Origin of the sequence: Halomonas sp. CnH100-B, assembly GCF_024124605.1 — a bacterium.
GTDB lineage: Bacteria > Pseudomonadota > Gammaproteobacteria > Pseudomonadales > Halomonadaceae > Vreelandella.
Map to the genome: position 1 here is coordinate 15677 of NZ_JAMXRX010000001.1, position 15148 is coordinate 30824.

A 15148-nucleotide genomic window follows, 5' to 3' on the forward strand; every position below is an offset into this window, starting at 1 on the left:
AAACATTACCAAGTATCAGTGATAGAGACGGTCGGGGTCGTGGGAGTTCTAGGGACCCGGTGCGGGGCATATTGGCGACGATCACCCGAATTAATGTAATAGATATTGGAGGAAGAGTAGAGGATTTGATCCTGTTCCACTATCTGAGTGGTGATGATGATTTCTTCATTACCCTTGGCTGTCCAGCTACCGTTGGTAGTGTCGGCCACCATGGCCGCCGGAATGAGTGCCAATGCTGGCTCGCTCCAGTTGCCCAACGGGATACTGGCCACCGCGATGCCACTCGCCAAGGCGGTGTAAGCGCCGAAGGGGGGGCGCGTATAGCCGCGATCCCGGTGTTCGACCACTTCCACGTCGATTTGGATGGTGGCGCCGTTAGCGCGAGGCTGAGTCGTCACGCTGCCACCACCGGATACTAGCTCGCTGGTCAACAGTGTTCTAAAACCACGCTCGAATTCCCCGCCGCTGTAATATGAGCCGTACTGCTCATGTTCCGGCGCCGCAATGTGTAGGTCACGAAAGCGCACCCGCTCGCTGGATAGGATGCCGGCGGCTTCATGCTGAGCAAGCACTTCCCAGTGCTGGGCGGCCTGCATTTTTTGCTGTTCCGTATAGGGGTATGTTGTGGCAATGGGGGCCTGAGAAGTGCTGGCGTAAAAACAGCCGCTGAGCATCAGGCTCGCAAGTCCCAGGCCAACGGGGCGTAAAAAATCGACAATGGGGTGTGACATAGGACGAGTGCGCACCTGGTAGTTCCTTATCGCTACTAATCGGCTTTTTGATAGACTAGTTTGCCATGCTTAGCATAGATCGGCCACGAGGTTAGAAACTTGAATGAGTAATCACTCCCATGCTTGAGGACCACCGCAGCGGCCCACGTCATGACTCCCTAATGTCGACGTATCCTGAGGACGATAGCAACAGCGGCTGGATGATCAGCTATATCGACATTATGACGCTGCTGGTCGCCCTATTCGTCATCATTATTGCGGCTGCCGGAGTCACAAGCCCCGACTGGACCCCCGATGACGCGGAAGTGGACACGAGCACAGGCTTGGCGACACCGCTGGAAGTGCCGCTGCCTGCCTTACTGGATGAGCGTCGTCCACCGCGCTCCCCAATGCCAGTGGTGGTGCCAGGTGAGCTCAGCCCCATGGCGATCAGCGCCGCCTTGGGCGTGGCAGGGCTGCCCCCGCAGGCCGAGGTGGTGCCCAGCGTGCCGCCGTTACTGGCGTTGCCGGAAGAGGCGGTGAACTCTGCATCACCATCAGAGCCTGCGCGGGTAGTGTCGGTCACCGACACCCTGCAAGCCGCGTTGGCGTCTGCACCTTCGTCGTCAACGCCGAGGCTGCCCACGCCTCTGGTGCAGGAAGAGGATCCGCCAGCGCCGCTTCCCTTGGCGGATTACATGGTACTTCTCACGGATCGCCCCCCCGTGAATGTACAAGAGATCAGCGACGGGGCCATCAGTAGCGCTCTAGCACTCACGGAAAACTTGGCCGAGCGGGTAGAGGCGTCCCCCTACTTGCCCAACTTGGAGGGTGTCGAAGTCTCCCGGGTGGCCGAAGGGATCAGCCTACGCGTGCAGGACAGGCTGCTTTTCCCCTCGGCGACGGCAGAGCTGACACAAGGCGGCTCATCGCTGGTAGGTAGCCTGCTGGAGACGATTCAGCGCTATGACGGTGAAGTGTGGGTTGAGGGCCACTCCGATAGCCAGACCATTAATACCCCAGAGTTCTCCTCGAACTGGGCGCTCTCTAGCGCCCGTGCGATTGCCATTGTCGAAGCCTTGGAAGCGGCCGGTGTTGCGCCAGAGCGGCTGCGGGCCGTGGGGCTAGCGGCGACGCAGCCGTTGGAAGATAACAGCACGGCAGAAGGGCGGGCACGCAATCGCCGCGTCGAGGTAGTGATTCACGTGGAGTAGCAGTGTGGTCAAAAAAAGCCCGCCGGGGGAGGCGGGCATGAAAGGGCTTGGCTCACTGCAGCCCACTGACATCAGGTGAGGGGGTGTACAAGGTTGTCAGTGGGTACAATTCGAGTATAGCTATTTGTGAGCGTTTGCCAAGGCTTTGTGCAATTTTTTTGCAGATGTCTTCCGGCGCCGTTTTATTACGGGCCTCTTCCCGCACTGTACTGGTGCACTTTAGGTGCCCTGTTTTGGTGCTTGCCGTCGTTATGGCACCGTGATTTTTTTCAAGCGTTTGATTTTTATTGTCTAAATGCTATTGGCATGCATTCTGCTTTATTGCTTATCTAAGAACGACGTCCGCGTAACGGCTTTCAAGAACGCAATAAGGTGGTGTCATGACCGAACACACCCACACGACAGTCGCCCACTCTGAGGGGGCGAGCCTTACCCAGCAGCCGCCAGGAAGCCCCGACCCGGCCCTTCAGCCGCGCTTGGTGGTCACCGACTTAGATGGGTCGCTGCTCGATCACCACAGTTACGACTTCTCTCCTGCCGCGCCTTGGTTGGCTCGCCTAAAACAGCTGGGCGTGCCCGTGATCCCAGTCACCAGTAAAACCCGTGCCGAACTGATCTCCCTGCGTGAAGCGCTAGGCCTGACGGCGACGCCGTTCGTGGCGGAAAACGGTGCCGTGATCGGCCTGCCCCCGGGCTGGTGTCACGCCCGGTTAGATCGCCCTGGCAGCGGGCTGGACGGCGTGGTCGTGAAACACACCGGTGTGGACGTGGGGTTTATCCGTGCACGGCTGAACGTCTGGCGCAAGCGTTTGGGTGTGCGCTTTACCCGGATGAGCGAACTGGATATGGCGGCTGTGATGTCGCTCACCGGTTTAGATGAAGCCCGCGCCAAAGCGGCCCGGCAGCGTGAAGGCAGCGAGCCGCTTATCTGGGAAGACGACGAGGTTGCGCTGGCCAATTTCCGGTTAGCGCTGGAAGGCGATGGCTTGATGCTCACCCAAGGCGGACGCTTTTGGCATGTGATGGGCAAAGCCTCTGATAAAGGCAGTGCCGTTGACTGGCTCATCAAGCGATTTACCGCGTTGCGTGGCCGTGAGCCGCTCTCATTAGGACTAGGTGACGGCCCGAACGATATATCCATGCTCGATGCCGTCGATCAGGCCGTCGTGATCAAAGGGTGCCACGACTTGACCGTCACGCCGACGAATACAGCGCTATATCGCACTCAGGAAACCGGGCCAACAGGCTGGGCCGAGGGGGTGGCCCACTGGTGGGGGCGAGACGACCGCCGATTAGCGGCGGCACCTACCCAAGCGTCCGTTACGGCCTAATCAACGAGGGATCAGCGTATGAGTGATTTTCATCAGAATGGCGTCATTACCGATTTCCACAACCTCACTCGCCGTCCGGTGGAGGCGCTAGAGCAGGAGCTAGGCCAGTTTGCCAAGCGTCGTCCGATGGGGTTGATACTCCCGTCGCTATTTTCCGAGTTGGAAGGCCCAGCGCTTTCGGCCATTGTCGATGAGCTGGTGAAAGTGCCTTATCTCAATGAGATTGTGATCGGCCTGGACCGGGCAGACCGCGAGCAATTCCTATATGCCCGCGAATTCTTCTCTCGTCTTCCCCAGCACACCCGCATTCTATGGAACGACGGTCCACGCCTGCGTGAGCTAGACGCCGAGCTGGAAAGCCACGGTTTAGGGGCCTTAGAGCCCGGCAAAGGGCGCAACGTGTGGTATTGCGCAGGATACGTGCTGGCCTCTGGCCGCTCGTCGGTGGTTGGCCTGCATGACTGCGATATTCTGACCTATGACCGTAGCCTGCTGGCGCGGCTCATGTATCCCGTGGCTCACCCACGGTTCAATTACAGTTTCTGCAAAGGCTATTACCCCCGCATTGCCGAAGGAAAGCTCAACGGCCGGGTGTCTCGGCTGATGGTGACGCCGCTGCTGAGAGCGCTCAAAACCGTGTGCGGGCCGCTACCCTATTTGGACTATTTAGATAGCTTCCGTTATCCGCTCTCTGGTGAGTTTGCGATGCGCAGCGATGTGCTGGAAGGCATTCGTATCCCCGCCGACTGGGGCCTGGAGATCGGGGTGTTGTCTGAACTGCAGCGTAACTACTCCCACCGCCAGCTGTGTCAGGTCGATATTGCCGATGCCTACGACCACAAACACCAGCCCGTTAGCGAGGATGATGCCAACGGCGGCCTGAATCGCATGAGTCTGGATATCGCCAAAGCGCTGTACCGCAAACTAGCCACCCAAGGCGTGAGCTTCAGCAGTGAAGATTTCCGCACGCTAAAAGCGACGTACTACCGTCTAGCACTCGATTTGATCGAAGCCTACGACCACGACGCCACCATGAATGGCCTGAGTTTGGATCGCCACTGTGAAGAGCAGGCGGTGGAGCTGTTTGCCAGCAATCTGCTGGAAGCAGGCAATCTGTTCTTGGATAACCCCCGCGAACGGCCGTTCATTCCTAGCTGGAACCGGGTACAGGCCGCCGTACCCGATATACTGGCGCGAATGCACGAAGCAGTAGAGTTGGATAACCAGGGCAAGGTGTAGCTGGGAAATAAGGTGAGCAAGCCCCCGCCTGGTTGGGCGGGGGCTATGACTATTAGAAGTCGCTGAAGGAAGAGGGTTGGGCTGCGGGCGCGGCAATGACAGGCTGGTGGATTTCTTTGTTCAACTTGAAGTTAGTCACCAAGTGGCGAAGCTGGGTGCTTAGCTGCGCTAGCTGCTGGGTCGCGTGGTTACTCTGCTGTACCAGTCCCGCGTTTTGCTGGGTCATTTGATCCATCTGCGTCACGGCCTGATTGACCTGCTCGATACCGCTGCTCTGCTCGATGGTAGCTGCCGAGATTTCCTGTACCAGCGTACTGAGCTGCTGAATATCGGCGACCACACCGGTAATCATCTCACCCGTGTTTTTGACTTGGCGGCTGCCTTCGACCACCTGCGCATCCGCGTTTTCGATCAATCCTTTGATCTCTTGGGCGGCGGACGCCGAGCGGCTGGCCAGCTGGCGCACTTCATTGGCGACGACGGCAAAACCACGGCCTTGCTCGCCTGCGCGGGCCGCTTCCACCGAGGCGTTCAGCGCCAGAATATTGGTCTGAAAAGCGATGGCATCAATGGTATTCACGATGCTGCTCATTTGCGTCGCGCTGTTGTTGATGTTCTCCATTGTGTGAATCACTGACGCCATAGCGTCGCTACCGCGTTGGGCGCTTTCAGCGGTTTTGGTGGCCAGGGTGCGGGCATGGTCAGCGTGGTCGGCGTTCTGTTTCACCGTGGCCGTTAATTGCTCCATGCTGGAGGCGGTTTCTGCCAAGGAGGCCGCCTGCTCTTCAGTTCGGGTGGAGAGCTCTTCGTTGACACCGACGATCTGCTCCACGCCATGATTCACCTGATCGGCACCGTGGTGAATGTCGCTGATGGTGCCTGCCAACGTCTCGCGCATGCGATTAATGTCATACAGCAAGCTGTGCTGATCCTTGGCGGAGAGCGTGGCGGCTTGGGTAAGGTCACCATCGGCAATATGGCGTACCACCGTGGCTGCATAGCGCGGGTCGCCGCCTAGACGACGGGCAACGTCACGAATGACCCAGCCCATTAGCAGCGTCACCGGCACGCCAATCACTAATAAAATGATCGCTGAGCGAATCAGGCCGGTAATGAAGGCGGCATTGATGTCGTCGACATAGACGCCGGCGGCCAATGACCAACCCCACTCTGGCAGGTGCGCGACATAGCTCACCTTAGGCACTTGGTCATCCCCGCTGATGCGGCGCGAGTAATAGTCCACATGACCGCCACCGGCTTGGGCAACGTCCAAGAAGGCAGCGTACAGTCGCATGCCGCTGGCATCTTGATAAGCGCTCATATCCTCGCCTCGTGGGCGATTAGGGTGCGACACGATCGCCAAGTCGTTATCGAAGGCAAACACATACTCGCCTTCGCCAAAGCGCACGCTGGCAATGTTATCGATGGCTCGCTGCTGCGCTTCGTCTTCCGTCAATTCGCCGCTCTCGGCGCGCGCCTGTAGCGCTTCCAACTGTCCATGGATGCTGCTCACAATATGCTGAATGCTATCGCGACGTTCACTTTCGATGGTTTGGCGGTTCTCCCACGCCAGCCAGCCCACGAGGAGTAGCATCGCCACCCAGATGATGCCGAGGGTGCTCCAAAGTTTCTGTGTCGTTGTCAAACGGTTCATGGTGTCCCTGTGAAAAATCCAATCAGTAAGTAAGCCCTTACTGTTATCGGCCAACATTGCTCATACCTTAGTCGAATTAAGAAAAAGTTGACGATAGAGACTTATCTGTAATTCTAAAAAGATATATATATATATAACTTAAAATTGCGCTATGCTCAGTGCACGGACTTAATGCCCGTCAGCTATCAATGGGAGGCCCTTGATGCAACGACCCATCGTCACCCACTTTTTCGACGAACCGACCAATACGTTCAGCTATGTGGTGGAAGACCCCAACAGCGATGCATGCGCCATCATCGACTCGGTACTCGACTTCGATTACGCCGCCGGTCGCACCGACGTTCGCTCGGCGGAGCAGATCATTGCGTATGTGTGCGGCAAAGGGCTGAAAGTGGAGTGGATACTAGAGACCCATGTCCACGCGGATCATCTATCCGCCGCACCGTACCTACATACCAAGCTGGGCGGCAGCACCGGCATTGGCGCCCACATCGTCGACGTGCAGGAAATTTTTGGTAAAGCCTTCAATGCAGGCACTGAGTTTGCGCGGGACGGCAGCCAGTTCGATGCGCTCTTTAAAGAAGGCGACACCTTCAACATCGGAGGGCTTGAAGGGCGGGTGCTGCATACGCCGGGTCATATGCCAGCCTGCTTGACCTATGTGGTGGGCGATGCCGCCTTTGTGGGTGATACCTTATTCATGCCGGACTACGGCACGGCGCGCTGTGATTTCCCAGGCGGCGACGCCCGCACGCTTTACCACTCCATTCAGAAAGTACTGGCACTACCCGAGCAAACGCGGCTGTTCTTATGCCACGACTACAAAGCGCCGGGGCGAGACGCCTATCAGCATGAAACCACCGTTGCCGAACAGCGCCAGGCCAATGTCCATGTGCACGACGGCATTAGTGAGGAAGAGTTCGTCAAGATGCGCACCGAGCGAGATGCCACGTTAGGCATGCCACGCCTGATTATTCCTTCTGTGCAGGTCAATATGCGGGCTGGTGAGCTACCGCCTGCCGAAGATGACGGCCAGGTTTACTTAAAAGTACCGCTCAATCGGTTTTGATGTTTGAGCACTATGAGGCGAGATACACAGTAATGAGTGAAACGATCCGTTGGATAGCAAGCCTGCAAGGGCTGGTAGGTGGCGTGCTGATTGGGCTTTCAGCGGTGTGGCTGATGGGCGCGCTAGGGCGTATTGCCGGTATTAGCGGCATTATTGGCGGCTTAATTACTCAGCGGCCTAAAGGAGACAGTGCTTGGCGGGTGGCGTTTTTAGCGGGGCTAATTAGTGGCCCACTGCTGGTCATGGCCGTTGGGGGTGGGCTGGGTAACGTGGCAGGCGTGCCCGGTGCGGTGATTGGTGAACCTGCAGGCGGCGTGCCACTTATGTTGTTAGCAGGCCTGCTGGTGGGGGTAGGCACGGGGCTTGGCAGTGGCTGCACCAGCGGCCATGGTGTGTGTGGCTTGGCGCGGTTAGCGCCCCGGTCTATGGCGGCTACTGGAACCTTCCTGGTCGCGGCCATCGCGACGGTCTATGTGGTACGGCATGTCATCGGAGGTGGGGTATGAGCACACCGGCCGTCAAAACCGCAGCGGGATACCTCGCTGGCCTGTTGTTTGGTTTGGGACTCGCGATTTCTGGGATGACCGACCCTGCGCGGGTACTCGGCTTTTTGGATATTGCCGGTGCCTGGGACCCAACGCTGATATTTGTACTCGGGGCCGCAGTGGGCACCACCTTTGTGGGCTATCGGTTAGTCTTTGCCCGCGGTACGCCCCTTTTTAGCACCCAATTCCAACTGCCGACCAAGCAAGAGCTAGATGCCAAACTGTTAGGCGGCGCGGCGCTGTTTGGAGTGGGGTGGGGCCTCTCAGGTTACTGCCCTGGGCCTGCGATTGCCTCTATTGGTGGGCTAACGTTGCCACTGCTGGCGCTACTGGCGGCGATGGTAGTGGGTTGGTGGATCGCTCAGCGACTCTCCCGATAGTTGATCAGCGTTGCGGATAGCACTCGGCCGGGCTCAGTGGAGCATCGTCATTCAGCGACTAAAGTCAGTGCAGGGGTGTCGGCATGCCACGAATCGAACAAGGCGCTGATGCCTCAGGAGTAGCAAATAACACGAAAGGGCGGCTATGAGGCCGCCCTTTCGTTGAACGCTAAGAGCTGATCGAGCATTAAGGTGCTTCGCTACCCATCATCTCGATAAGGCGCTCTTGGCTGGGTAAGCCTTGGATACGGTCGATACGCACCGTGCCGCCTTCCGTCTCACGCTGGAAAGCGCTGGTGGGCGTGGCATAGAGACCCAGCTCTTCAAAAAGTTGATTGTTGGCGTAGACCTGCTCTTCGATATCCCGTGGCTGCGCGCTGGGGGCGAACTCATCGCCTTCACTGTGGCGGTGCAAGGCGGCGGAAGGGTCGTCTGCACCGAGTAGCGTAGCGGCTAACGCAGGGCTATTGGGGGCGAGAATACCGACCATGATATGGCGAAACTGGACCTCACCCGCCTCTACCCAGGGGCGCGTTTGTTGCCACAGCTGACGGCAGTAAGGGCAGTTGGCGTCGGTGAAGGTATAGATGACGCGTGGGGCGTCTGGGTCGCCATCTTGAATCCAATGGCTCTCTTCGAGCAGTGCCCAGGTATCGGCTTCCAGTGGCGCACGTACGTGCTCATCGAGCTGAGCCTCAGTCAGGTCGCTGCCTCCGCTGTCGACCAGCGTACCAATGATCGCGTGTTCTCCATCAGGTGTGAGATAAATCGCCATATCCTGGCCTTGTACGCTGGCCCCAAAGCCGCGCATTCCACCCGGCGCTTCAAATTCGCCATGAACCGTCAATCCTTGGTTGGCGAGCGCCTGCACGGGGGCGGGTAGCTCATCGGCGTGGCTGGTGACGGTGACACAGGTTACGGCGGCCAGTAGGCTGAAACGACAGAAACGCTTTAACGAAACGCATGACATTGCATCATCCTTTTTGCAAAACGAAACGGGGCACTATGCCCCGTCAGGTGATCGACTACCAGTATCGCAGGTGATGACGAGGTCAGAACGACGTTCGTGCACGGCTGAGGCGTTTTGTCGCAAGTCTTACGCATCGGCTACCAGCCAGCGGACGGCATAGGGCGGCAGTGTTTCCTCGTGGTGAGCGGTCAGCGTGTCTAGCGGCTGCCAGTGGTGCTGAGTGAGCGCTTGGTTCAGAGCATCGCCTGCGTGGGCGAGATCAACCTTGCCATCGGTGACGTTGTACAGGGCGAGCAAGCGCCGGCCGCTAGCGAGCGGGCCGCGCTCGATCGCCAGCAGTTCAGGGGGCGTTTCTATCACGCGCTGCGGTGCGTTGGGGTGAAAGCAGGGCTCTTGACGGCGCCGTGTTAGCAGCCGATGCAGGGCGTGGAACACGTCGTGGGTCGGGGTGGAAGGGCTCTCTAATAGCAGAGCTAGCTCATCGAGCTGCCAGCGACGACGGTTGATCGAGCGTAAGCGGCCGCTGCGTTCCACGCCTTCGACATCGTTCAGCGTGCCGGTAAGCGTATGGATATAGAGCGCGGGTATTCCTTGCAGGCTGAGCATGATCGCTTGGCTACATAGAAAGCGCGCAATTTGCCACGGGTCTGGCCCGCGGCGGGTGCCGCGCATGGCCTCAAACCAGGTAATGTTGATCTCGTAGGGCGTGTCGCTACCGTCAGGGTTGCTGCGCATACTGACAAACCCACCAAAGCGGTGCATCAGCTCCAGCAGCGCGTCGCGCTCATGGTCGGGCAGCAGGCCTTCTAGCGGTCGTACGCCGATACCGTCGTGGCTGGCGGTGAAATTTAGGTAGGTGCACTGCTTCGGTAGTACTGGCAGGCTGTTCAGCCACGTTTGCAGCGTCGTCGCTTCGCCGCGAGTCAAGGTGTGCAGTAGCAGCGGGGGCAGGGCGAACTGGTACACCATGTGGGCTTCATCGGGCGCGCCTTCCGCTAATCGCTCCAAGCCAAAGTAGCTGATGTTTTCGGCATGGGGCACGTTGGTTTCGGTGATCAGCAGCGTACCGGGGGCTATTTCATCCACGATGGCGCGAAGTAAGCGCACCACCGTATGGGTTTCGGGCAGGTGAATGCAGGAGGTGCCCAGGCGCTTCCACAAAAATGCCACCGCGTCCAAGCGAATAATGCGCACTCCTTGCTGTAGGTAGAACAGCAAAATACCCACGAACTCGAGCAACACATCCGGGTTTTCGAAGTTGAGATCTATTTGGTCTTCCGAGAAAGTCGCCCACACGTGGCGCGTCCCCCGGCGCGTAGAGATCGGCACTAGGAGTGGGCTACTGCGTGGTCGGGTGACCTGGGAAACATCGGTATCCGGATCGACTTCAATAAAGTAGTCGCGACCGGGCAGGCTGCCGGTCAGGTAATCGACGAACCAGAGCGACTCCCGCGAGACATGATTGAGCACTAAATCGGCCATCAAATCATAGTGGCTGGCCAAGTTTTGAATATGCGCCCACTCGCCCAGCTCGCTATTGACCTCGCGGTAGTGAATCACCGAAAAACCATCGTCACTGCTCCAGGGGAAAAAGGGCAGCACGTGGACCCCGCTGATGGCATCCCCCAGGTAGCGCTGCAGAAAGGTATCCAGCACCGCTAACGGCGGCGTTCCCTCCTCCACAATGGAGTCGCCGTAACAGATGACCCACTGATCTTGTTCGCTCCATGTTGGTGCATCATGAGGCGTCTCGCTCGTCGTTGGGGCGGTCGTCGACATCGCGCGAAAATGCGCAAGGTGCTGTCCTATTCGCCGCTGAACCTCCCCGGCGCGCGGGCCATATAGATGGGTGAGGTAGCGGTGAACGGTCTGTTCGAAAGCGGTCATAGCGGGCGTCCTATCAATCAACTTCGACAAACGCTGCAGCTTGTGTGCCAAATCGTTACAATACGGTGAGATACGCGTCGTATAACACCGCTATGCCATCAGGTCGTGGCTGCCGCTGCCGCCGACCCGTTGGCGATAAAACAGTTTATAAAATGGCGAAGCGCGCTAGGGCCGACGCCTTGACGCTGCTCGTTCGCCCAGGCTGACACGCTGCACGCACTGGTTCTAGTGTGTACTGATAATAGGTTGACTGCCATGCATTGCCCTTTTTGTGGTGCAAACGATACGAGAGTGACAGATTCCAGGCTGGTGGCAGAGGGTGACCAGGTGCGCCGTCGTCGCCAGTGCGCCAACTGCCATGAACGCTTTACGACTTACGAAACCGCCGAGCTGATTATGCCGCGGGTGGTGAAATCCGACGGCTCTCGTGAAAGCTTCAATGAAGCGAAGTTACGCGACGGCATGCTGCGCGCGCTGGAAAAGCGTCCGGTCAGCGCCGAAGCCATCGAGGCCTCGGTCGAGCGTATACGGCAAACGCTGCGCGCCCGCGGCGACCGTGAAGTGAACGCCCGCGAGATCGGTGAGGCCGTGATGAAAGCGCTTCGTAGTCTCGATCAAGTTGCCTACATTCGCTTTGCCTCGGTATACCGCAAGTTTCAGGATCTCGACGAATTCCGCGCTGAAATCGATCGGCTCTCCCAGGAGCCCTCCGATGAGTCGGCCGGACAGGGTTAATCGAACGGAGCATCATGATGGGTGAGTTCTCCACCGCCGACCATCGCTATATGGCCCGCGCGATTCAATTGGCCAAGCGGGGGGTGTATACCACCGACCCCAATCCGAGAGTGGGGTGCGTGATCGTGTCCTTCGCGGACAGCGAAGAGGGCCATATCGTGGGGGAGGGGTACCATGTGCGTGCCGGAGAACCCCACGCAGAAATCCATGCGCTGCAGGCAGCGGGCAGCGAGGCTCGAGGCGCTACCGCCTATGTCACGCTCGAGCCCTGCTCTCATACCGGACGGACCGGCCCCTGCGCCGTGGCACTGGCCGATGCCGGTGTTGCCCGTGTCGTCGTGGCGATGCAGGACCCGAACCCTCGGGTTAGTGGGGGTGGCATCGCCCATTTAGAGGCGGCGGGCATCCAGGTGCAGGTGGGGCTGCTCGAGACCGACGCCAAGGCGCTCAACCCAGGGTTCATCTCCCGGATGGAGCGCGGCCGCCCCTACGTGCGGTTGAAAATGGCCATGAGTCTGGATGGTCGTACCGCGATGGGGTCAGGTGAGTCGCAGTGGATCACCGGGCCCCAGGCGCGCACGCAGGTGCAGCGTCTGCGTGCCCGGTCAAGCGCCATACTGAGCGGCGTAGAGTCTCTGATCATGGATGACTCCCGCCTCACCCTAAGGGCCGACCAGTTAGCGCTGGACAACGCCGATGACATCGTCCAGCGCCAACCGCTACGGGTGATCCTCGATTCGCGCCTTCGTCTTCCACTAGCGGCTGCCTGCCTGCGCGAGCCGGGGCGCACGCTCATCATCACGACGGATCAACACAGCGAAGAGAAACGGCGTAAACTGGCAGAAGCCGGGGCCGAGATTCAGGTAGTACCTGCCGAAAACGGGCGTATTGCGCTGGCTGACATGCTGCGCTGGCTAGCGGATAATGAGCAGGTTAACGAACTGTTGGTGGAAACGGGTGCCACGCTGGCGGGCGCACTGCTAGAGGCGGATTTGATCGATGAGCTGCAGCTTTTTGTCGCGCCCACGCTGTTGGGCGGCGAGGCCAGGCCGCTATTTGCTCTGCCGGGGATTACCCAGATGGCCGATCAGAAACGTTTGACGGTGACGGCATCGCGAACCGTTGGGAGCGACTGGTGGATCATTGCCACCCCGCAGGCTGACTAGCGCAAGCCGTCATTGCAAGGTACCCTGACGCCCGAATTCGCATACGATGCGAGCCTATTTTTTGGAGATTCCATGGCGCACTCCTCTTCAGAGGGTTTATCCCCCATCGCTGAGCTGGTAGATGACATTCGCCAGGGCAAAATGGTGATTCTCATGGACGATGAGGATCGCGAGAACGAAGGTGATATCATCATGGCCGCCGAAATGGTGAAGCCTGAGCATATCAACTTCATGGCGCGGTATGCCTGCGGTCTAATTTGTATGCCGATGACCCGCGAGCGCTGCGAGCAGCTCAACCTGCCGCTGATGGTGCGGGACAATGGCTCCGGTTTTGGTACCAAGTTCACGCTCTCCATCGAGGCGACGGAAGGGGTCACCACCGGTATTTCCGCTGCCGATCGTGCTCGGACGGTGCAGGCCGCCGTTGCTCCGAATGCCAAGCCCTCGGATATCGTTCAGCCGGGCCACATTTTCCCGCTGATGGCCGAGCCAGGCGGCGTACTGCGCCGCGCAGGGCATACCGAAGCCGCCTGCGATCTGGCAGCGCTGGCGGGTTTGGACCCCAGCGGCGTCATTTGCGAGATCATGAACGATGATGGCAGTATGGCCCGCCGCCCGGAGCTGGAGGCCTTTGCCAAGGCGCACGGTATCAAGATGGGCACCATTGCCGATTTGATCCACTATCGTATCGTGAATGAGCAGACGGTGGATCACGTCGAAACGACCCAGGTCTCCACCGTGCATGGCGAACTGGCGCTTCACGTCTTCCGTGATCGTATCCAGGGCGCTCACCATCTGGCCCTCGTGAAGGGGCAGCCAACGCCCGAGCAGGCGACCACCGTTCGCGTACATTTGGCCGATACGCTGCGCGATGTAATGGGGTTGATGAAAGGCGAGCAGTGCCGTTGGGACGCGCATCGTGCCATTGATCAAATTGCCCAAGCGTCTGCAGGCGTGTTCGTTTTGATCGACGACGGACGGCCGAATCAAGATTTGAAAGACCAGCTAGATATCTATCTGGATCGCGTGCGTCAGCCGCGCACCAGCGATTCCGATGGCTCTGGCAATTATTTAACGATTGGTACGGGTTCGCAGATTCTGCGCCATCTTGGCGTGGGTAAGATGCGGTTACTCAGCTCACCGTGGAAGTTCTCCGCGCTCTCTGGGTTCGACCTGGAAGTCGTCGAGCGCTTGGGTCCGAATGACACGGCCGACGAGCCAACTTTTCAGCAGGTATAAATTGATGCAATCCCTTTCGCAAATCGAAGGCACTTTTGTAGACGTCGATGGGCGCTACGTCATCGTGGTGGGCCGCTTTAATCACCACGTTGTGGATAGCTTGGTAGAAGGCGCTGTCGACAGCCTGACGCGTCACGGTGTGGACATGGAGAATATCCATATCGTTCACGTTCCTGGCGCCTGGGAATTGCCCCTGGCCGTCAAGCGAGTGCTCAACGTGATGAAGCCCGATGCAGTGATCGCCCTTGGCGCGGTCATTCGTGGCGGCACGCCGCACTTCGAGTACGTGGCCGGTGGCTGTAACACGGCCATCAATCATCTCCAGTTGGAGTTCGATACGCCAGTTGCCAACGGCGTACTGACCGTTGAGTCCATCGAGCAGGCCATCGAGCGTGCAGGCACCAAAGCCGGCAACAAAGGCACCGAAGCTGCCATGGCGGCGATGGAAATGGTCTCACTGCTGCGCGCGCTGCCGGTCGGAGATTCCCAATGAGTGAGCGTCGTGAGCGCAAGCCCTCAGCCGCACAGCAGGGGCGTCACGCCGCAAGGGAATTAGCGGTACAAGGGCTTTACCAGTGGCAGATGACCGGTAAGTCCATTACCACCATCGAGGCGGAATTTCGCAGCCAGGTGGCCGACGACGATCTCGAAGATCATGAGAACTGGGTGAAGGTCATGGAGATCGCGGACAAAGCGCTGTTCCATGAGCTGCTGCACAACACGGTCCGCTTCAAAGCCGAGCTGGACCGTGAAATTGCCCCATTGCTGGATCGTCGTCTGGAAGATTTGGATGCGGTAGAACTGGCCATTCTTCGCCTGGGGGCGTACGAGCTTTCCCGGCGGATGGAAGTGCCTTACCGCGTGGTGATTAACGAAGGCGTTGAGCTGGCAAAATCATTTGGCGCCACCGACGGCCATAAATACGTGAATGGCATTCTCGATAAGCTGGCGAACCGCTTACGAAGTGCCGAAGTCAGCGCCCGCCGCCTGTAAGCGGCAGGGCTGATCA

At 58.8% G+C, this 15148-nt stretch carries 15 protein-coding genes; 11 read left to right on the forward strand and 4 right to left on the reverse strand.

Features of this window, described 5'->3' with window-relative positions:
• Positions 1–5: 5 nt before the first annotated feature.
• A complete protein-coding gene (locus NH398_RS00070) occupies positions 6–731 on the reverse strand; it encodes a hypothetical protein (RefSeq protein ID WP_253015649.1) in 726 nt (241 codons plus the stop codon).
• Between the two features lie 161 nt (positions 732–892).
• Here NH398_RS00070 and NH398_RS00075 point away from each other — a divergent pair, with 161 nt between their 5' ends.
• The 3 genes from NH398_RS00075 (at position 893) to NH398_RS00085 (ending at position 4494) form a co-directional block, all read left to right on the forward strand.
• Positions 893–1924 (forward strand): OmpA family protein, encoded by a 1032-nt coding sequence (locus NH398_RS00075; RefSeq protein WP_366069829.1) that lies wholly within the window; start codon positions 893–895, stop codon positions 1922–1924.
• A 380-nt stretch (positions 1925–2304) separates the two neighbouring features.
• Positions 2305–3255 carry an HAD-IIB family hydrolase gene (locus NH398_RS00080; RefSeq protein WP_253015653.1) on the forward strand — a complete coding sequence of 317 codons (951 nt, stop codon included), beginning with the start codon at positions 2305–2307 and terminating at the stop codon, positions 3253–3255.
• A gap of 18 nt (positions 3256–3273) precedes the next feature.
• A complete protein-coding gene (locus tag NH398_RS00085; protein WP_159342722.1) occupies positions 3274–4494 on the forward strand; it encodes a glycosyl transferase in 1221 nt (406 codons plus the stop codon).
• Between the two features lie 52 nt (positions 4495–4546).
• Here the strand turns inward: NH398_RS00085 and NH398_RS00090 are convergent, their stop codons facing one another.
• A complete protein-coding gene (locus NH398_RS00090) occupies positions 4547–6148 on the reverse strand; it encodes a methyl-accepting chemotaxis protein (protein ID WP_290441353.1) in 1602 nt (533 codons plus the stop codon).
• Between the two features lie 202 nt (positions 6149–6350).
• Between NH398_RS00090 and NH398_RS00095 the strand changes: the two genes are divergently transcribed.
• Genes NH398_RS00095 through NH398_RS00105 form a run of 3 tightly spaced genes read left to right on the forward strand, consistent with a single transcriptional unit; the run spans position 6351 to position 8142 of the window.
• Positions 6351–7217, forward strand: a complete 867-nt coding sequence (locus tag NH398_RS00095) for an MBL fold metallo-hydrolase (RefSeq protein WP_253015655.1) — start codon at positions 6351–6353, stop codon at positions 7215–7217.
• Positions 7218–7261: 44 nt separating this feature from the next.
• Entirely contained in the window at positions 7262–7723 is a 462-nt protein-coding gene (locus NH398_RS00100; RefSeq protein WP_253016528.1) for a YeeE/YedE family protein, read from the forward strand.
• Positions 7720–8142, forward strand: coding sequence for a DUF6691 family protein (locus tag NH398_RS00105; RefSeq protein ID WP_253015657.1), 423 nt, complete (start codon positions 7720–7722; stop codon positions 8140–8142). Before NH398_RS00100 ends, NH398_RS00105 begins: the two co-directional genes overlap by 4 nt.
• 187 nt (positions 8143–8329) lie before the next feature.
• On the opposite strand, the gene dsbG is transcribed toward NH398_RS00105, so the two are convergent.
• Positions 8330–9112 (reverse strand): thiol:disulfide interchange protein DsbG, encoded by a 783-nt coding sequence (gene dsbG, locus NH398_RS00110; protein ID WP_253015659.1) that lies wholly within the window; start codon positions 9110–9112, stop codon positions 8330–8332.
• 126 nt (positions 9113–9238) lie between these two features.
• Complete coding sequence (locus NH398_RS00115) at positions 9239–10999, reverse strand: sugar phosphorylase (RefSeq protein WP_253015661.1); 1761 nt, start codon at positions 10997–10999, stop codon at positions 9239–9241.
• A 255-nt stretch (positions 11000–11254) separates the two neighbouring features.
• On the opposite strand from NH398_RS00115, the gene nrdR reads away from it, so the two are divergent.
• The 5 genes from nrdR to nusB all read left to right on the forward strand — a co-directional run bounded on the left by nrdR (position 11255) and on the right by nusB (position 15132).
• On the forward strand, positions 11255–11734 hold the full coding sequence (nrdR, locus tag NH398_RS00120; protein ID WP_253015663.1) for a transcriptional regulator NrdR: 480 nt from the start codon (positions 11255–11257) through the stop codon (positions 11732–11734).
• Between the two features lie 17 nt (positions 11735–11751).
• Positions 11752–12900: a bifunctional diaminohydroxyphosphoribosylaminopyrimidine deaminase/5-amino-6-(5-phosphoribosylamino)uracil reductase RibD gene (ribD, locus tag NH398_RS00125; RefSeq protein ID WP_253016530.1), complete on the forward strand. Its 1149-nt coding sequence runs from the start codon at positions 11752–11754 to the stop codon at positions 12898–12900.
• Positions 12901–12972: 72 nt separating this feature from the next.
• Complete coding sequence (gene ribBA / locus NH398_RS00130) at positions 12973–14139, forward strand: bifunctional 3,4-dihydroxy-2-butanone-4-phosphate synthase/GTP cyclohydrolase II (protein WP_253015665.1); 1167 nt, start codon at positions 12973–12975, stop codon at positions 14137–14139.
• 4 nt (positions 14140–14143) lie between these two features.
• The gene (ribE, locus tag NH398_RS00135) at positions 14144–14632 is read left to right on the forward strand and encodes a 6,7-dimethyl-8-ribityllumazine synthase (protein WP_139526976.1); all 489 of its coding nucleotides are present in this window, start codon (positions 14144–14146) and stop codon (positions 14630–14632) included.
• Positions 14629–15132, forward strand: a complete 504-nt coding sequence (gene nusB / locus NH398_RS00140) for a transcription antitermination factor NusB (protein ID WP_159342714.1) — start codon at positions 14629–14631, stop codon at positions 15130–15132. The genes ribE and nusB overlap by 4 nt, the downstream gene beginning before the upstream one ends.
• The last annotated feature ends 16 nt before the right edge of the window (positions 15133–15148 follow it).